Consider the following 18,273-nt stretch of genomic DNA (forward strand, 5'->3'; position numbering starts at 1 on the left):
TTCTCGGGCCCGATGTTCGGTCCGGGGCAGGGAAGACACGCACGCGGCCGGTTACGCTTCAGGCGACGGGCAGTCGGGGGAGGGACACGGAGCCTTGCACAACGTAGCGGAAGACGTACGACGAGAGATCCGGGCCGCTGTTGCGAGAGCGATAGCGTCGAGCGAGCTCGGGGCCGAAGTGGGGCGGGTCCAAGACCACGAGGTTCCCGTGGAGATGGCCAGGGACAAGTCCCACGGCGACTTCGCAACCACTATTGCAATGGTGCTCGCAAAGCGGCTGGGTCGACCTCCGAGACAGATCGCAGAGGCCATAGCCGCGTCCTTGCGGCATGGCCTCGGCAATACTCGATACATCCAGCGGGTTGAGGTCGCAGGGCCCGGCTTCATGAACTTCTCGTTGTCTCGGCTGTGGCTCGAAGACACCGTCCGCGCCGTGCTCGCGGCGGGAGCCGCCTTCGGGAAGAGCGACGTGGGGCGGGGTAGGAAGGTTCAACTGGAGTTCGTGAGCGCCAACCCCACAGGCCCCATGAACGTGGTGAACGCTCGGGCGGCCGCGGTCGGAGCCACGCTCGCGAATATCCTGAAGACGGTAGGATACGATGTGAGCACCGAGTACTACATCAACGATGCAGGGAATCAAGTGGCGGTGCTCGGAGAATCGGTGGAACTTCGATACAGACAGCTTCAGGGGGAGAACGTCGATTTCCCAGAGCGGTGCTATCAAGGCTCCTACATAATCGACATAGCCCGCGAGGCGGCTGCGGAACACGGCGATGAGTTGAGTGCGATGACTCCGTCCGAGCGGACTCGGTTCTTCCGTGAGTTCGCACTGTCAAGAATGCTCGAGAGCCAGAAAGCGTCGCTCGCGCGCTTTGGGGTGGACTTCGACGTATGGTTCAGCGAGCGGAAGTTGATTGAGGCCGGCGCCCAGCAGGAAGTGCTGAGGATCCTTCGTGAGAGAGGCATGGTCTACGAAAAGGACGGCGCGACCTGGCTTTGCAGCACGAAGTTTGGAGACGACAAGGACAGGGTGCTCGTCAAGAGCGATGGCGAGTACACGTATTTGGCAGGCGACATTGCGTACCACAGGAACAAGCTGGACCGAGGATTCGACCTCGTCATTGACATCTGGGGCCCTGACCATCACGGACATGTCGTCCCGACGAGAGCTGGAATCCAGGCACTCGGGTACGCCGGTGAACGTCTCGAGGTCTTGTTGCTGCAATTCCTCTCGATCCTGTCGGGCGGCGAGCGAGTGAAGATGTCCAAACGCGCCGGGGAGTTCGTGACCATGGACGACCTCGTCGACGAGGTCGGGCGCGATGCGGTGCGGTATTTCATGCTCATGCGCAACATCGAAAGTCATCTCGATTTCGACCTCGAGCTCGCCAAACGTCAGTCACAAGAGAACCCGGTCTATTACGTACAGTACGCTCACGCGCGGATCTGCAGCATTTTCAGGCAGGCGAAGGAGAACGGCTTCGAACTCGATATGGCTGCGAGCGCGGACCTATCACGTCTCCAGGAAGAGATCGAGTTGGATATCGCCCGGAAGATCGCGGCGTACCCGGACGAGCTCGTCATGAGCGCCGAGGACCGCGCCCCGAACAGGCTGGCAAAGTACGCTCTGGACCTTGCAGGATTGTTCCATTCATTCTACAATAGTTGTAGGGTGATGGGTGACGACGCCGGCCTGACATCGGCAAGGCTCGCGCTTTCCGGGGCGGTGGGCATCGTCCTTCGGAACTGCCTCGGCATCCTCGGCATCTCCGCTCCAGAGAAGATGTAGGCGGACGACGTGCCGGCACATGGAGGTCACGATGTCAGGACCAAGAGACGAGGTATTGAGGGCAGGTGCCGTCGTGGGGACGTCGGTGAAGGACGCCTACGGATACCTCGGCACTGCGGTGCTCGTGAGCCTTGCGTGGTTTGGGTGGTTCGCCATTTGTGCGCTCCTCTTGAGCCCAATCGTGAAGTCCCTCATTCTCATGGTGCCAGCGATCGTAGTGCTTGCCGCCCCGCCTCAAGGGGCGGCCTTTCACGTGATGTCGCTTATCGTAAGAGGACGCGACGTCTCGGTCCGCGATTTCCTGGAAGGCCTGAGAAGGTTCGCCCTGCGCTCTCTGGCCATCCAGGCCGCCCACGTCGGGCTGCTGGCGGTAATCGTGATCGATATCATCTGGTTCGTCTCAAGGCCGGGTGCCGTATTCAAGCTCATTGGCGGATTGTGGCTGTACGCCTTGCTTTTCCTCGTCATGATGACGCCGTACCTGCTCGCCATAATGGTCCAGCAAGATACCGGGTTCCGCAAGGTGTTCAAGAGAGCGGCGCTCCTTGCGCTCGCGAACCCCTTTTACTCGCTGATCGTCATGGTATTCGAGGCGGCTGTCACGGTCCTATGCGTGGTGATCGCTCCGGCCTTATGTCTGATGTACATGGGATTGATCGCCCTGACACGCGTTCGCGCCACCCGGGTGCTTTTCGATAAGTATGGGATTGCTGACGACGAGCGACTCTCCGAAGAGGATCCACCAGATCGCGAGGAGTTCCCCATGTGAGGAGGTGTGCCTGTGGTTGAGAAGATCGTTTTGCTGGGAGCGGCGATTGTCTCGGCAGCATGCCTCTTGGCAGGTGCTGCGAGGGCTCGAGCTGCGTCGGGCGGCGAGCTCAAGGTGAGATGGTTCGGGCACGCGTGTTTCCTCATCACCACGTCGAGTGGCGTGAGGATCCTGACAGACCCCTTCGATGCAACCGTGGGATATCCCTTGCCGCAGGTCGAGGCGGACGTCGTGACCTCGAGCCACGACCACTTCGATCACAACAACGTAAAGGTCGCCCGAGGGAATCCGGTCGTTCTGAAAGGTGGGGGCAGGTGGGAGAAGGCTGGCGGCAGGATCTACTCCGTGGCGAGCTTCCATGACACCGAGGGAGGAGCGAAACGCGGGCCAAACGGGATATTCGTGGTGGAAGCGGACGGCATCAGGCTGGTGCACATGGGCGACATCGGCCACGACCTGTCGAAGCAGCAATTGAGCGAGATCGGGAGGGTGGACGTCCTTCTGGTGCCCGTGGGTGGCACGTACACCATCGATGCCGCGGGCGCCAAACGGCTGGTGGAGGCGACGTCGCCCAAGGTGGTCATACCCATGCACTACAAGACGCCTGTTGTGGGCTTTCCCATCGCGACCGTAGACAAATTCGTGGCGAGCTTCGCGAACGTGACCAGGCTGGATACGAACGAGGTAGGGTTCAGGGCGAGCTCGCTGCCTGAGAGCACTGCGGTATACGTGCTCAACTACGAATAGCTAGTGGACCAGATGCGGAAGGGAGCAAGGGACTTGGCAAAGTACGTGTTCGTAACCGGCGGGGTCGTCTCCGGCCTTGGCAAAGGCGTCACCGCCGCGTCCATCGGGCGCCTTCTCAAGAGCAGGGGCCTCCAAGTGACCGCGATAAAGTTGGATCCCTACATCAACGTCGATCCCGGCACTATGAGCCCTTATCAGCACGGTGAGGTGTTCGTGACGGAAGACGGCGCCGAGACAGACCTCGACCTGGGCCATTACGAAAGATTCATCGACGTGGATCTGGGCAGGCCGAACAACGTCACCACGGGTATGATCTACTGGTCGGTGATAAGCCGCGAGCGCAAGGGCGACTTCCTCGGAGGCACGGTGCAGGTCATACCGCACATCACCAACGAGATCAAGTCAAGGATAACGAAAGTCGGCAAGGAGTCTCAAGCCGACGTGGTGCTCGTCGAAGTGGGAGGGACGGTAGGAGACATCGAGGGACTCCCCTTCCTGGAAGCAATAAGGCAGCTTCGCAGCGATCTTGGCCGTGAGAACGTGATGTACATCCACGTAACGCTCGTCCCCTACATCGGCGCCGTGGGCGAGCTCAAGACGAAACCCACCCAGCACAGTGTGAAGGAGCTGCGGAGCATAGGAATTCAGCCAGACGTCATCGTGTGTAGGTCCGAGCGTCCTCTCTCCGACGAGATCAAGTCCAAGATCGCACTGTTTTGCGACATAGATGAACAGGCGGTGATCCCAGACGTGGACGCCGCGACTATATACGAGGTCCCCCTCATCTTCGAGCGCGAGGGACTGGACGACATTGTCATAGACAGGCTCAACCTCGCAAGCGTTGCCGGCCAAAGTGACCTCAGAGAATGGCGCGAGATGGTCCATACGTTCTTGAACCCCAGTCGACAAGTGTCCGTCGCGATCGTGGGCAAGTACGTCACCCTCCCGGATGCATATCTTAGTGTCGTGGAGGCCTTGCGCCATGCCGGCATCGCTCACCAGGCAGAAGTCAAGGTCGTGTGGGTCAACTCAGAGCGCCTCGAGGCCGAGAGCGTCGAGAAGGAGCTTCGCGCGGCCGACGGAATCCTCGTCCCCGGCGGATTTGGATGCAGGGGGGTTGAGGGCAAGATCCTGGCGGCGACGTACGCGAGGGAGAACGGCGTCCCGTACCTCGGCTTGTGCTTGGGTCTCCAGTGCGCGGTCATCGAGTTCGCTCGATCCGTGTGCGGTCTGGAGAGGGCTCACAGCTTCGAGTTCGACCCCGACACCCCTCACGCCGTGATAGATCTGCTGCCGGAGCAGAAAGGCGTGGAGGAGATGGGTGGCACGATGAGGCTGGGTGCATACCCGTGCAGGCTGGTGCCGGGATCCCTCGCCATGGCGGCGTACGGCAAGGAACTGGTGTACGAAAGGCACCGCCACAGGTTTGAGGTGAACAACGGGTACAGGGACGTTCTCGAGAAAGCGGGGCTGTGGGCGACGGGCCTGTCTCCCGACGGACGTCTGGTGGAGATAGTCGAGGCCAGAGACCACCCGTGGTTCTTGGCCACCCAATTCCATCCGGAGTTCAAGTCCAGGCCGAACCGGCCACATCCCTTGTTCAAAGGCTTTCTGGCTGCGGCGCTCGAGAGGTCGGCAGCCAGACGCGGCGTGAAGGGCTGAGGCCAGGCTCGGGAACATGCCGGGCGCGAGGCGGCAGGAACTTCCGTCGGCGAGGCGAAATAACAGCGTGGGTTCTTCATTCCACCCCACGATTTACGTTTCGGGCCTTCCGGCCCCATGGCGAATGGGCGGGTGCCCTGGTGTCACAAGAGGCACACTCGGATTTTGCATGGTCCCCTTGGCAATGCTATAGTACCGATGTGACCAGGCCTCCTTTGACGCTGCGTGTTTTCATCAGGCACCATGCTGTTGACATTGTCATCCTTTTCAAGTGATTCCTTAATTGTATCCTGCTGAGACCTTTCCAGTAATGCGACACCCAAAGGGTTGTTCCCATGGTGTGGCGCGGTTCCGAAGCCGGGCGGCGTCCGGCGCTCAAAACGGGACGGGGCTGCAAGAATCCGCAACGAAAGGACTGGATAACCCGATGGCACGAAACGGACAGGGTGTTCCCGAGGAGCCCATGAACATCAGCGACCTAGAGGCGAAAACCATCCACGATCTCTATGAGATCGCCAGAGACCTCGGGATCGCGAGCCCAACCAAGCTCAGGAAGAAGGAGCTCATCTTCGAGATCCTGAAAGTCCGAGCCGAGAAGGAAGGCCTCATTTTCGCCGAGGGGATTCTCGAAATCATGGCCGAGGGCTTTGGTTTTCTTAGAGTGGCCGGTCTCAACCCGAGTCCAGATGACATATACGTGTCTCCATCACAAATCAGGCGATTCGCCTTGCGTACGGGCGACATGATATCAGGCCAGGTGAGGCCGCCCAAGGAAAGCGAGAAGTACTTCGCGCTGTTGCGAGTGGAGGCGGTGAACGGAACAGACCCCGAGATGGCGACGAGGAGATTGTTCTTCGAGGACCTCACGCCCATATACCCAAACGAGCGGATGCGATTGGAGACGACTCCGAGGGAGATAACCACCCGGATGATCGACCTCATAGCCCCATTGGGCAAGGGCCAGCGAGGCCTCATAGTATCACCTCCCAAGGCCGGCAAGACCACGGTCCTCAAGAAGATTGCCAACGCCATAACGGCCAATCACCCCGAAGTCGAGCTCTTGGTGCTGCTCGTCGATGAGCGTCCCGAGGAGGTCACCGACATGGAGAGGTCGGTCAAGGGCCTCGTAACGAGCTCGACCTTCGATCTCCCCCCGGAGAATCACATCCGTGTAGCTGAAATGGTCCTCGAGCGCGCGAAGAGGCTGGTGGAGCACGGCAAGGACGTCGTGATCCTCATGGACAGCGTCACGCGGCTGGCACGAGCGTACAACCTGGTAGAGCCGCCGAGCGGGCGCACGCTGTCGGGAGGCCTTGATCCAAACGCGCTCCGGAGCCCGAAGAGGTTCTTCGGCGCGGCGCGCAACATCGAGGAGGGGGGCAGCCTCACGATCCTTGCGACGGCCCTCGTCGAGACGGGGAGCCGAATGGACGACGTGATCTACGAGGAGTTCAAGGGCACCGGCAACATGGAGCTCCATCTAGATCGAAAACTTGCGGAGCGACGGATCTTTCCCGCTATCGACATAAACAGGTCCGGAACGCGTAAGGAGGAGCTTCTTTTGACCGAGGAAGAGCTGGACATGATGTACCTCCTCCGCAGGGCGATGGGGAACCTCGGCACGGCGGAGATGACCGAGCTCATGCTGGAAAGGCTCCACCACACGAAGAACAACGAAGAGTTTCGCCAGCTAGTGGTGAAGTCGTCGTTCGCCGAGAACGTGAGAGCGCTGAGTTAGGTTCGAAGCAGCGTCCAGGACGCCCGGGCGAGCGAGCGCGAGGCGCGATGGTGAGCGCCCTCGACGTCATCGCCCTGGGTGGCCTTTTCGTGTACGGGGCGGTACGGGACGACGATACGTTGGTCGGGGCGTCCTTGCGGGACATCATCCGTGAAGGTATAATTGTCCCGCGAGACTACCCGGGGGATCAGGACGTTCGAGTGCGGCCTCGGTGAAGTGGCCTGGTTGCCCGGATCGAAACAGAGGATCTGGCTCAGTGATTAGAGCTCTCTACGCAGACGGCTCGGGAAACATGTTCGACGAAAGGGATCTCGCGGCCCTCGGCCGCTCGTGGGACGAGATGTGGGAGGTACGGAAGGAAGACACAACTCCGCTGCCGCGCGGATCCTCCCTTGTCGAGCTACCGGGGCGTCAGGCTGTCGGGATGGACCCGGCCTCGGGTGAGGCGCTGGCGCTGTGGCTCGAGCCTGAGACGTCGCGGGGGCGGGGCGACGAGATCCCTGGGTGGGCGGTGGCGGCGCTTCTACCGGCCGGTTTCACGCGCACGCTTCTGCCAGCCTATGTGGTAGATGGTGGGCCCAACGGACGGATGGGCAGGGTTCTTCCGCTCTATGGATACGCCGCCGTGGGAATGGGAGAGAGAGGGTTATGGGTGGCAGCGCTGAAGACGGACGACCCTTGGAGGTGGGACCCTAGCAACTACAATACGGGAGAGCTCAAGTCGCTCGTCGAGGAAAGGCTCCAGGCTCACCCGGACAACAGAATCCTGAGGCAGCTCGCCAAGTGCTCCATGGAATACAGCTGTTTCACGGCGCAGAACGTGTTCTATCGCCGCTGGGAAGCAGGGATACCGGTGTCGCCCGATTGCCCGGCTTCGTGCATCGGGTGCATTTCACTCCAGCCTGCGGAGTGCTGTCCGTCTCCCCAGAACCGAATCGACTTCATTCCGACGGAAGACGAGATAGTCGAGGTCGCAATGACCCATCTTTGCGACTCTCCTCACGCCATAGTGAGTTTCGGACAGGGGTGTGAGGGGGAGCCCCTGCTTCAGGCGGATCTCATAGCCCGCTCCGTCGCGCGCGTCAGGGCGGAGGTACAAGGGAGAGGTCTCATAAACGTGAACACAAGCGCAGGGCTCACGGACGGCGTGGCGAAGTTGTGCAAAGCGGGCATTGACAGCATGAGAGTGAGCATCATCAGCGCGAGGCATGAGGTATACAATGCGTATCACCGGCCCCGCGGCTATGACATGTCGGACGTCGAGGCTTCGATCCGTGTCGCGAAGGCCAGCGGAGTCTTCGTGTCGCTCAACCTCCTCGTGTTTCCCGGCCTCACAGATCGTGAGGAAGAGCTGGACGCCTTGTGCGGCCTCATCGCAGGGGCCGAAGTGGACATGGTTCAGCTGCGAAACCTGAACATCGATCCCGACGTACTCACTACCGCGCTCCCGAGTCCGAAGGGGCGTGTGCTCGGAATAGGCGCTTTCATCAAGGAGCTCAGGGAGAGGTGCCCAGGGCTACGGGTGGGCAGTTTCACGCCGTCGCGCGAGGAGGTCTCACGTCTTGAGGAGTCACGCACGAAAGGCGGGAGGAAATGGCTGAGCCGATGAAGCCGAGAAGCACACGAAGCCTTGTGCGCGGAGCAGCCGGTGCCGTCCTTCTCAGTTCTATTGCCGTCTTTCTCATCATGCGCATCACCGGAGGGCGCGAAGGTTGGTCAAACCTGTTTCGCGTGGACCGCGTGTCTCTTGCCGCTGCCGGACTGTTGGTGGCGGTCGGCTGGATCCTCGAGGCGGTCCGCTTGGAGACGCTCGTGAGAGCGCTCGGCGGCAGGCTTGGGTTGTGGAGCGCCCTTCGGATAACCCTCATGGGAGCGTTCGTCTCGTGCGTGACGCCGTTTGAGACGGGAGGCGAGCCGCTCCAAGTGTATCTCTTGCATCGTCACGGCATCGGGGCAGGTGAATCCACCGCGGTCGTCGCGATGAAGACGATAGTCAGTTCCCTCGCCAGGCTTGCTCTGGCGCTCGTGTTCCCAGTGTGGTACGTTGTGGGCAGGAGATCGTGGGACCTTCCCGGAGGGGTGGAGGCCGCGCTGTTCGTCGGCGTGACGCTCTACGTCTTGGTACTGGCGCTGATGGGTTTTTTCGCGGTGTATCCCGCGTCGGTCGGTGCAGTCCTCGGCCGCGTAGTGCGCAGCAGGTACGCGAGGCGACTCGTTCCTGCTCATGCCGCGGACTCTTTCCTTGAGAGGGTGAAGACGGAAGTCCGGGACTTCCAGGCGGCGTTCAGGATGTTTGTTCGACAGCGGCGGCCCGCTCTGATCGCCGTCTCCATATTGAGCCTGCTCAGCTGGGCGATGGTATTTTCCATACCCGTTCTCCTGCTGCGTGGCCTGGGAGTGGATCCGCCCTTCGCCCAGACGGCGGGCATAGCCGGGATATTCTATCTCGCGGCGGCGTACGCACCCACCCCTGGCTCGAGCGGAGCTGCCGAAGCGAGCCTGGCGGTGCTCTTCGGGTCCATAGTGCCTTTCAGGCTTCTCGGTGTGTTCGTGCTCCTGTGGAGGGGCCTCACGTACTACCTCACCCTCCTCGTCGGAGCCGTGACGGTCGCGGCAAGCTGCCTTCACGGGCGCGCCCGTGGGGGTCGCGGAAAGACAAAGTCTACTGGCTGAAGGTGCAGGGTAACATGGCTATCGGTAGAACGCTTGGCTTCAGCGGGCCCGCCGCGGAGCGGGAAGGGCGGGCGCTCGACGGACCGCGGGTGGTTCGACGCGGGTCGGTGCCCCCGGCGCTCGGCCGGCGGGCGCGGCCGGTGAGCCTGGTCCGCCACAACTTCATCTACACGACGCTGGAGGGGATGGCCACGAACATGGCATTCGGCCTCGTGAACCCCTTCCTGGGCGTGTACGCGCTCGCCTTGGGGGCGTCGAGCTTTCTCGTTGCCCTCCTTACCTCCGCGCCAGCCCTGGCGAACGCCATCGTCTTTCTTCCTGCCGCGAGCCTGGTCGAGAGGTGTAGAGCCCGTCTGCCGGTGGTTCTCGTTTGGGCGGGGCTGCACAGGCTGCTGTACGTGCCTCTTGCGTTCATCCCGCTCTTGCCCGCCCCTCCCGGAGTGAAGGCAGGGGCGCTCGTCGCCGTCGTCACACTCATGTCGCTCCCTGGTGCGATAGCCGGCGTGGCTTGGACCGCGATGATGGGTGACATGTTTCCCGAGAACCGGCGGGGCGAGGTATTCGGCCTTCGGAACATGTACGTAGGTGTCACCGGCGTTCTCGGGACCCTAGCTGCAGGGTATCTCCTGGACATGGTGACCTTTCCAGCCAACTACATGATCTTGTTCCTGGCGGCAGCCTGTTTCGCCGCGATCGGGATAGGGTTCATGTCGCGGATGCGGGAAGTGGTGCCGCCCGAGAAGGGTGCAGCCGGCAAGGGACTGGGAATCGTCTCTCGCGTGAAAGACCTCCTCTGCGACGAGGAATATGGACAGAAGTTCAAGTTCTTCTCACTCAGTTGCTTCATGCTGTGGTTCGGATTCGGGTTCACCGCGGCCATGTGGCCGATATACCACGTTGAGGTCTTGTCGCTCTCCAACGCCACCATAGGCGCGTTTGCGACGCTCGCGGGGATCGCCACGGTTGTAAGCTCGGTTTATTGGGGGAAAGTGGTGTCCCGCCACGGCAACAGGGTGGTCTTGCTCATCTGCATGACCGGGCTGGCGGTCTTCCCCGCGACCTACATGCTCTCGAGGTCCGTGTCATACCTATACTTGATGCAGGCTATATCAGGATTCTGCCTAGGCGGGCTCAACCTCACCGTGTTCAACCTCGCTCTTGCCTACGCAAAGCCCGGCAGGAGCGCGAGCGCGGTCGCGGCGTTCAACATGATGATCAACGTGGCGTCCTTCGTGGCGCCCTTCCTGGGCGATCTGTTCTACAGGACGTTCGATGTCCACTCGACTTTCTACGCGGGGACTTGTGTGCGCCTGGTGTCTCTGCTCTTCCTATCCAGGATCATGGATCTCCCGATCCGCGTGGTTCCGAGGGTGCCGCGGGTGCGATGGGCCAGTCGTGGGCTCGCGGCAAGCTCCGGCAGGAAGGGGTCCGAGTCATGAAGCTGGTGTTCGCAATTGTGAGAGACGGTGATGTTCCTGCTCTCCTCGACGCTTTTGCTGAAAGGCACATCGGTGCCACCCGGCTCGCGTCCACGGGCGGCTTCCTGCGTGAGGGCAACACCACGTTCCTGATAGGAGTCGCGGATGAAAGGGTTCAGGAAGTCATCGACGTCATCGCCGAGTGTTGCCCTAGGAGGATCGAGGCTGCCCCGCAGTTCACTCCGGTGACGGGTCAAATGCCGCTTGCCGGGGTGCCGGTCGAAGTACAGGCAGGAGGCGCCATAGTGTTCGTCACGAGAGTCGAGAGTTTCATCAGAGTGTAGTCCGGGATGGGCAGACTTCCGGAATCGCTCTTCCCCAGAGAGCTGGTTGGCCGCTTCGCTGGGATGAAAGCCTCACCGTAGGGAGCGCGGAGCGTCGGGAAGGGCAAGGGGAAGTGTGACCCGGCAGGAGTGAAGAGCAGGGCCGTAGAAAACCCCAGTTATGAGAGTCTCATCACGGGCTGATGGCAATACGCGTCAGCGCTTGCGCGCCGTAGCCGCGGGGCTCCTCATGGCAGCGGTCGTCTTCGTTCTAGACCGCATGCCTGTCGGGGAGCGCTCGGGGCTTGCGGCGTATGATCTATGCCACCGCCTGGCGCCAGGGCCGGGACCGACGCCCCGCGTCGTCATCGTCGCCATAGACGAGAGGTCCATCGAGGAGCTCGGGCCGTGGCCGTGGCCGCGATCTCACCATGCGAAGCTACTCGAGATCCTGACGCGGGAGAGAGTGGGAGCTGTAGGGTTCGATGTCTTGATGCCGGATGAGTCCGGTGACTCCGAGGCCGACGAGGCTTTGGCGAGAGCAGCCAAAGCCTTTGGATTGGCTGTGTTTCCCTTCTACGCCGAGAGCAAGGTCCTGCCGGTTGGGTCCCGAGTCTTTCACGTCGCCGGAGCACGAAAACCGCCGTACGCCGCTCTCGCGAGTGCGGCGGCGATGGGCAGCGTGATAGCGGTTCCAGACGTGGACGGCGTTCTGCGTCGCCACGTTCCGGCCGTCGTGGACGGGGGACGGGTTCGCTATTCCCTTGACGTGGAGGTCGTCAGGATCTTTTTAGGACTTTCCTCATCCCAGGTATCCCTTGGTTCGTGTGGCGTCCGGCTCGGCTCCATGACCATTCCAACGGACTTGACCGGTCGCGTTCTCGTTCGATATTCGTCCGGCTCGCCCGGAGGCGCTCGCTACACGACGCTTCCCTACTACCAGGTCCTTCGCGGCGAGTTCGCGCCGGGAGAGCTCCAGGGAAAGATCGTCCTCGTGGGAGTGACGGCGCAAGGCCTGCATGACTTCTACTTCACGCCTCTCGCGACGGCGGGGAGCCCGCTTCCGGGGGTGGAGATACACGCCAATACAGTTCAGGCGATTCTCGAAGGCCTCCTCGTGCGCGAGCCTCTCGAGCCGCTCGGAGCGCTGCCCTTGCTGGTGCTCTCAGCTGCGTTGGCGGCGGCGTTCCAGGGACTCCGGCCCGAAACCGCGGCTGCAGTAGCGGGCGCCGGAGCGGCCTGCATCGTGTCCTCGTGTGTGGTCCTCTTCGCTAAAGCGAACGCCTGGATAGACCCCGTGCCCTTCCTGGCGATCCTGTTCCTTGTGCTAGGGCGCCATCTTGTGGCATCCTACGCGCGCGCCGAAGCTGAAAGAGCTAGGGTCAGGGCTGCGCTCGGCAGATACCTCTCGCCCGCAGTGGTGGACGTGATTCTGAGAGCCAAGGGCGAGGAAGCCCTCGGGGGAAGGCGGCTCGAAGTGACGATCTTGTTCGCGGATATCCGCGGCTTCACTTCCTTTGCGGAGAGAGAGAGCCCTGAACGGGTGGTGGAGGTCCTCAATGCCTACCTCTCGGTGATGGTGGAGGCCATATTCAGAGAGGGGGGCATGCTCGACAAATTCACGGGGGACGGGGTCATGGCCGTCTTCGGGGCTCCCGTGCCTCAGCCGGATCACGCCGTGCGGGCGGCCAGGGCCGCGGCTGCCATCGTCAAGGCGTGCCCTCGGGTGGCTGCGAAAGCGGCAGGGGCTGAAGACGGAGCCGGGGAGTGCCGCAATGATGTCAGGTTGAGCGTGGGGGTTGGGGTTGCCTCGGGCGAGGCCGTGGTCGGCAACATTGGCACGGTCGCCCGGATGGATTACACCGCGATCGGCGACGTAGCGAACCTTGCCGCAAGATTGGAAGGCATGGCGTTGCCCGGGCAAGTCCTCGTGTGCGAACGAGCGCAGAGGGCCATACGCGGGGAGATGGCCTCTCGCAGAGTCGGTTCTCTTGAAATACGGGGGCGGTCGGCGCCGGTTGAGGTGTACGAACTCGTGTGACGGCGGGAAAAGGCGATTCAGGATGGTTTGGTGATGACGATCACAGATGCGGCAACCCTGTGGAGCCATTGTACAAGTGGGAGGGTCTGCGTCGGGGGCCCTGCGTTTTCCCTTCGTTTTCCGGCGCGAAGCCGGGGTGCTCGCCTCGAGACCGGCACGCTGGGTGGGTGACACCTGGAGGCGAGGTTCTGGCTCGGCTCCGGTCCGTGCGAGACGGCGCGGCGACGCGGGCGACACCTCGCTGGGCTGGGCTGGGCTGGGCTGGGCTAGGATGGGATGGAATGGAATGGAATGGGATGGGGACCGGGAGGGGGAGGGGGAGGGGGACGATGACGCGCTCAAACGGAACGCCACGCGCCCGCTGCCGGACGAGGGCGGTTGGTCTCGTCCTCGTGCTCGCGTCCGTTTGCGCGCTGTTGGGCGGCGAGCACTGGGCAGGGGCTCATGCGCAAACCGCGGGAACAGGGGCCGTCGCTGTGGTAACCAGGATAGAGGGAACGTGCGAGCGTCTTCCCGCAAGGTGCTCAGAGTGGGTTCCTGCCGCGGTGGGCTGCCTCGTTCGCCCTGGAGACCGCGTTAGATGCGGCGCCGGCTCATGGGCGTCGCTCGGCCTGGTGGGTGGTGGCTTTGTGACTCTCGGGCCTGACTGCGAGGTTCGATTCGACTCGCTCCTATACTTGCGACTGCTCATAGGCAGGTTGTGGGCGAAGGTGAAGCCGGTTGTGATGCCGGGCGGTGCGGGGCTCATCATCGAAACGCCCAGTGCCGTGGTCGGGGTGCGCGGGACGCACTTCAGTGTGTGGGTTCACGATCAGCTTTGCACTACGGTATCTGTGGCATCAGGAGCCGTAAGTGTGTTCGGGAGCGGCGTGGCTGTGACCGTCCCGGAGGGGTACGCCACGCGTGTGAAACGCGGCCGGGTTCCCGAGAAGCCGGAGCCTATGGACAGCGAAGAGAAGCGGGCATGGGCGGAGAAACGCGAGCGGTTCAAGGACGAGGACGAAGGCGATGACGAGGATGAGAGCTTCGGGAATGACGGCGGCGGGGCCGGTGGCAAGGCGGGCAAACAGGGCCAGCACAGAGGGAATGCCCCCAGCTCAGCGGGCAGTCATCCTGGCGGAAAGTCGCAGGCTGAGAACTAGCGACGCGGCAGCGGACGAACGTGTCTTGCGAATGGCGCGACTGGCGCAGGCCGGGGGGCAGGGGGGTCGTGTGTGGTGGGTCAACGCGTGGAGGCAGTGGGGATTCTGGGCGCCGTGCCCCTCTTCAGCGGCCTGGATCGGGAAAGCCTGGAGAGGATCTCAGGAATAGCGCGCAGGCGTCGTTACGACCGAGGCTGCCCCATCTTCTTCGAGGGCGAGCCTGGTGGTTCTCTCTTGATAATCGCCGCAGGTGCGGTAAAGATCTTCAAGGTGTCTGAAGACGGACGCGAGAAAACCCTCGCCATCCTCAAGGCCGGGGATTTCTTCGGCGAGATGAGCATTTTCGACGGGGCGCCAAGGTCGGCGGCGGCGCAAGCTCTATCGAGCTGCGAGGTGCTGGTCATAGACAGAGAGGCGTTCCTTGCCTTGATGAAAAGCGCCCCCGAGCTGGCCACCGACATCGCACTCGCGCTCGCCGAACGCCTGCGCAGGACCAACGAGGACTTGGAGCGCCTCGCGTTCCGCGACGCTCGGGGCAGGATCTTCGATGCCCTGCTGCAACTCGCCAAAGCCCACGGTGAAAAGGCGGGCGTGGGAGTGCGCATCAAGCTGAGGCTAACTCACCAGGAGCTTGCGAACTACGCCGGGGTAACGAGAGAGACGGTCACCAGGGTGCTCGCCGAGCTCGAGGAGAGCCGGCTCGTGAGCGTCGGGGACGACAAGCGGGTGGTCATCAGGGACGAGGATGCCCTTCGCCGCCTGGTGACGTGACACGATCGGAAAGGACGATAGTTGACTTGCGTTTGCTCACGCGTCGGAAGGGAGAAGGGCTTCCGAGTCGAATGACGATCTAGACCGAAGTTGAGGCGCTGCCTCTTGGGGGGCATGTCCATGGATTCGCCATCCACCAAATGCTGCAGGGTCGAGCGCGTTTTCTACTCCGTGGCGGAGTCTCCTGTGGGGGTCCTGCGGCTCGCGTCGAGCATCGATGGCCTCGTGAAGGTGAGCCTGCCTGCCGAGGGAGAGACCGGGTTCTTGGCATGGCTGGCGCTTTCGTTCCCGAATGCTGCTCTCGTCCCCGCCACGACCGAGCACGCGGCGTTCCACCATCAGCTTGACGAGTATTTCGGCGGCGTTCGGGAAATCTTCGACTTCAGGATCAACCTCGTTTCGAGCGGATTCGTCAGACGAGTCCTGGAGGAGACCCGAAGGATCCCGTACGGAGCAACGGCGTCATATGGAGAGGTCGCGGCGGCGATAGGAAGACCCCGTGCTGCGAGGGCAGTGGGGAGAGCCCTCGCCCTGAATCCGCTGCCCATCGTGATCCCGTGTCATCGCGTGGTTGGAAAGAACGGGGCGCTCGTGGGGTTCGGAGGAGGTCTCGACCTCAAGGAGTGGCTCCTAGCCCACGAGCGGCGCGTTTCCTCGTCCTTGCGGCGAGACTCCGTGCCCGTCTAGGCCTGGACGAGGCTAGACGGGCGCCTGACGGTCACATGAGACGCCGCACAGCCTTTCTCTTCTCTGTCAAGCACCCAGCTCCCAAGGCCGGCGTGATCGATCCTAATGTGCGAGCGCATGCGCGGGCGCGCGAAGGCGATAGGGAACACAGTGACGACCGCTTAAGGAAAGACCCTTGATCACGGCTTCCCATGGCGCTAGAAGGCCGGTGTCTGAGGATGCATTGTACGGGAGCGGAGGTGTTATAATATGCTCGAAAGGTCAGGAAAGGTCAAAGTCGTTCCCTAGTTGTTCCTGCCGGTACGGTGCGGTAGACGAGGTAACTTCGCGGCGCATCGAGCTTGCGGCACTTCGAGTTCGAGAAGGGAAATCCGTGGGCAACCTCGCAGATTACATCGAAGCGTATCTCAAGAGACTTCTCGAGCGCGCCGAGGAGGGCATCATAGAGCTGCAGAGGCGCGAGCTGGCGGAGATGTTCAGGTGCGTTCCCTCGCAGATCAATTACGTGCTCACCACGAGGTTCACCCCTGATAGGGGCTACGTCGTGGAGACCCGCAGGGGAGGCGGCGGTTACATTCGAATAGTCCGACTGTCCTTCCGGCCGAGCCAGGACCGAGCGTCGCTGATCGAAGAGGAGATCGGCGACGAGATCACGGAGAGGCGCGCAGACGCAATACTTGTGAGACTTGAGGACGAAGGCCTTCTCGACGAGGGGGAGCGTGCGTTCGTGAAAGCCGTGCTCGAGCGCGAGACGGCTAGGCTCCACCCGAGTTACCGAGGGACGGTCAGGGCCAGCCTGCTAAAGGCCATGGTGATGTTGTTGCTCAAGGAGTAGAACTGGTGTGGAACCGGTGGCCTGCCGCCGGTGCAGGCAGGCGACGTGCGTGGGATGGAGGTGTAGACTATGGTGTGCGACGAGTGCGGAAAGAGGCCGGCGAACGTCCATCTGACCAAGATTGTCAATGGAACGAAGACCGAATCGCACCTCTGCGAGCAATGCGCGCGCGAGAAGGGCGAGCTCGACTTCTTTACCGAGCCGAAGTTCTCGTTCCCGAGCCTTCTCGCGGGACTTCTGCAGCATGACCCGGGTTTCGCGGGGCCCGTGAGCCTTCCGAGCAGCGTAACGAACCGCTGCAGGGGATGCGGCCTGGACTTCTCCGAATTCCGCAACACGGGGTTTCTTGGATGCCCTGAGTGCTACGACGAGTTCCGGCCGCGGCTCGAGCCGCTGCTCAGGCGAGTTCACGGCAGCGTTCGCCATACTGGGAAGGTCCCGGGAAGGACGGGTGCCGTGACTGGCAAGAGACGGGAGCTCGAGAACCTGCGTGCGGAGCTAGCCAGGCTGGTCGCCAAGGAGCAGTACGAAGAGGCTGCGAAAGTCCGCGACAGGATCCGATCCCTTGAGAAAGCCCTCGCGGACGAATCCTAGGGAGGTGCGAACGTGTCACTCGGAGACATAATAGACAGGACGTCCAGTGCGTGGATGCAAGCGGACGCCCCGTCCGCCGACGTGGTACTGAGCTCGCGCGTACGGCTCGCCAGGAATATCGCGGGCGTTCCCTTTCCGCATCAAGCATCCGAGGCGGACCTCGCGAAGGTCGTGGAATATGCCCAAAAGGCGATCCGGGTATCGAAGGGCCTGACGGACCTCGTGGTGATCCGCTTGTCCGAGACACCCGCCCTCGACCGGCAGATCCTGGTGGAAAAGCACCTCATCAGTCCGCAGCATGCGCAGGGGGCGAAGCATCGCCTGGTCGCGATACGCCCTGACGAGACGGTGAGCGTGATGGTAAACGAGGAAGACCATCTTCGCATCCAGGCGCTTCTGCCGGGGCTGCAGCTCAAGGAGGCCCTCCGGTTGGCGAGCCAGGTGGACGACGCGTTCGAGGGCGCCGTGGATTACGCATTCGACGACAGGCTGGGGTACATCACCGCCTGTCCCACCAACGTGGGCACAGGGCTTCGCGCCTCGGTCATGGTGCATCTGCCCGCCCTCACCACCACGGGTCAAGTGGGGCGGGTGCTGGCCACTGTCTCCAATGTCGGGGTGGCGGTGAGAGGCTTGTACGGTGAAGGCTCTGAGGCAACGGGGAATGTCTTTCAACTCTCAAATCAGGTGACCCTCGGCCGGCCCGAAGTCGAGTTGGTGGACAACCTCGCGGGCGTCACCAAGCAGATCATCGATCAAGAACGCAGCGTCCGCGAGAAGCTGGTGCGCGAGAGGAGAGACCAGCTCGAGGACAAGGTGAACAGGGCGTACGGACTCCTGTCCCACGCTCGGCTCATGACATCCCAGGAGGCTCTGGGGCTTCTCTCGGACGTCAGGCTTGGGGTTGAGGCCGGGCTGCTCCCCGACGTTGAGGCGAAGACCTTGAACGAGCTCATGGTCATCACTCAACCGGCCTATCTTCAAAGGATTATGGGTAGGGAGCTTGCACCGCATGAGAGAGACGTGCGACGGGCCGCGTTGATAAGAGAGAAGATAAGGGCCAGGAAGGAAGGGAGATAGATAT

17 protein-coding genes are annotated in these 18,273 nt (G+C 62.2%); all 17 read left to right on the forward strand.

Annotated elements, in window-relative coordinates:
- Positions 1-94 precede the first annotated feature (94 nt).
- On the forward strand, positions 95-1,789 hold the full coding sequence (gene argS / locus NUW12_07395) for an arginine--tRNA ligase (GenBank protein ID MCR4402596.1): 1,695 nt from the start codon (positions 95-97) through the stop codon (positions 1,787-1,789).
- 31 nt (positions 1,790-1,820) lie between these two features.
- Entirely contained in the window at positions 1,821-2,558 is a 738-nt protein-coding gene (locus NUW12_07400; protein ID MCR4402597.1) for a hypothetical protein, read from the forward strand.
- A gap of 12 nt (positions 2,559-2,570) precedes the next feature.
- Complete coding sequence (locus NUW12_07405; GenBank protein ID MCR4402598.1) at positions 2,571-3,305, forward strand: MBL fold metallo-hydrolase; 735 nt, start codon at positions 2,571-2,573, stop codon at positions 3,303-3,305.
- A gap of 33 nt (positions 3,306-3,338) precedes the next feature.
- Entirely contained in the window at positions 3,339-4,967 is a 1,629-nt protein-coding gene (locus NUW12_07410; protein ID MCR4402599.1) for a CTP synthase, read from the forward strand.
- Positions 4,968-5,430: 463 nt separating this feature from the next.
- Complete coding sequence (gene rho, locus NUW12_07415; protein MCR4402600.1) at positions 5,431-6,705, forward strand: transcription termination factor Rho; 1,275 nt, start codon at positions 5,431-5,433, stop codon at positions 6,703-6,705.
- Between the two features lie 50 nt (positions 6,706-6,755).
- The gene (locus NUW12_07420; GenBank protein MCR4402601.1) at positions 6,756-6,920 is read left to right on the forward strand and encodes a hypothetical protein; all 165 of its coding nucleotides are present in this window, start codon (positions 6,756-6,758) and stop codon (positions 6,918-6,920) included.
- 41 nt (positions 6,921-6,961) lie between these two features.
- Positions 6,962-8,314 (forward strand): radical SAM protein, encoded by a 1,353-nt coding sequence (locus tag NUW12_07425; protein MCR4402602.1) that lies wholly within the window; start codon positions 6,962-6,964, stop codon positions 8,312-8,314.
- Positions 8,311-9,378 (forward strand): flippase-like domain-containing protein, encoded by a 1,068-nt coding sequence (locus tag NUW12_07430; protein ID MCR4402603.1) that lies wholly within the window; start codon positions 8,311-8,313, stop codon positions 9,376-9,378. The genes NUW12_07425 and NUW12_07430 overlap by 4 nt, the downstream gene beginning before the upstream one ends.
- A gap of 14 nt (positions 9,379-9,392) precedes the next feature.
- Positions 9,393-10,817: an MFS transporter gene (locus NUW12_07435; protein MCR4402604.1), complete on the forward strand. Its 1,425-nt coding sequence runs from the start codon at positions 9,393-9,395 to the stop codon at positions 10,815-10,817.
- Complete coding sequence (locus NUW12_07440) at positions 10,814-11,140, forward strand: cyclic-di-AMP receptor (GenBank protein ID MCR4402605.1); 327 nt, start codon at positions 10,814-10,816, stop codon at positions 11,138-11,140. Before NUW12_07435 ends, NUW12_07440 begins: the two co-directional genes overlap by 4 nt.
- 229 nt (positions 11,141-11,369) lie before the next feature.
- On the forward strand, positions 11,370-13,160 hold the full coding sequence (locus tag NUW12_07445; protein MCR4402606.1) for an adenylate/guanylate cyclase domain-containing protein: 1,791 nt from the start codon (positions 11,370-11,372) through the stop codon (positions 13,158-13,160).
- Positions 13,161-13,489: 329 nt separating this feature from the next.
- Positions 13,490-14,302, forward strand: coding sequence for a FecR family protein (locus NUW12_07450; protein MCR4402607.1), 813 nt, complete (start codon positions 13,490-13,492; stop codon positions 14,300-14,302).
- 72 nt (positions 14,303-14,374) lie between these two features.
- Positions 14,375-15,073, forward strand: coding sequence for a Crp/Fnr family transcriptional regulator (locus NUW12_07455; protein MCR4402608.1), 699 nt, complete (start codon positions 14,375-14,377; stop codon positions 15,071-15,073).
- Between the two features lie 120 nt (positions 15,074-15,193).
- Complete coding sequence (locus tag NUW12_07460; GenBank protein MCR4402609.1) at positions 15,194-15,760, forward strand: methylated-DNA--[protein]-cysteine S-methyltransferase; 567 nt, start codon at positions 15,194-15,196, stop codon at positions 15,758-15,760.
- A 373-nt stretch (positions 15,761-16,133) separates the two neighbouring features.
- Positions 16,134-16,595, forward strand: a complete 462-nt coding sequence (locus tag NUW12_07465; GenBank protein MCR4402610.1) for a CtsR family transcriptional regulator — start codon at positions 16,134-16,136, stop codon at positions 16,593-16,595.
- 69 nt (positions 16,596-16,664) lie between these two features.
- The gene (locus tag NUW12_07470; protein ID MCR4402611.1) at positions 16,665-17,189 is read left to right on the forward strand and encodes a UvrB/UvrC motif-containing protein; all 525 of its coding nucleotides are present in this window, start codon (positions 16,665-16,667) and stop codon (positions 17,187-17,189) included.
- Positions 17,190-17,201: 12 nt separating this feature from the next.
- The gene (locus tag NUW12_07475) at positions 17,202-18,269 is read left to right on the forward strand and encodes a protein arginine kinase (protein ID MCR4402612.1); all 1,068 of its coding nucleotides are present in this window, start codon (positions 17,202-17,204) and stop codon (positions 18,267-18,269) included.
- The last annotated feature ends 4 nt before the right edge of the window (positions 18,270-18,273 follow it).

This window comes from Bacillota bacterium, assembly GCA_024653485.1.
Lineage (GTDB): Bacteria > Bacillota > SHA-98 > UBA4971 > UBA4971 > UBA6256.

What these genes read in the sequence shown, in the direction of transcription:
- NUW12_07400 (MCR4402597.1), top strand. Translation starts at nt 1,821, where the DNA reads ATGTCAGGACCAAGAGACGAGGTATTGAGGGCAGGTGCCGTCGTGGGG.
- rho (MCR4402600.1), top strand. Translation starts at nt 5,431, where the DNA reads ATGAACATCAGCGACCTAGAGGCGAAAACCATCCACGATCTCTATGAG.
- NUW12_07430 (MCR4402603.1), top strand. Translation starts at nt 8,311, where the DNA reads ATGAAGCCGAGAAGCACACGAAGCCTTGTGCGCGGAGCAGCCGGTGCC.
- NUW12_07435 (MCR4402604.1), top strand. Translation starts at nt 9,393, where the DNA reads ATGGCTATCGGTAGAACGCTTGGCTTCAGCGGGCCCGCCGCGGAGCGG.
- NUW12_07440 (MCR4402605.1), top strand. Translation starts at nt 10,814, where the DNA reads ATGAAGCTGGTGTTCGCAATTGTGAGAGACGGTGATGTTCCTGCTCTC.
- NUW12_07445 (MCR4402606.1), top strand. Translation starts at nt 11,370, where the DNA reads ATGGCAGCGGTCGTCTTCGTTCTAGACCGCATGCCTGTCGGGGAGCGC.
- NUW12_07450 (MCR4402607.1), top strand. Translation starts at nt 13,490, where the DNA reads ATGACGCGCTCAAACGGAACGCCACGCGCCCGCTGCCGGACGAGGGCG.
- NUW12_07460 (MCR4402609.1), top strand. Translation starts at nt 15,194, where the DNA reads ATGGATTCGCCATCCACCAAATGCTGCAGGGTCGAGCGCGTTTTCTAC.
- NUW12_07470 (MCR4402611.1), top strand. Translation starts at nt 16,665, where the DNA reads ATGGTGTGCGACGAGTGCGGAAAGAGGCCGGCGAACGTCCATCTGACC.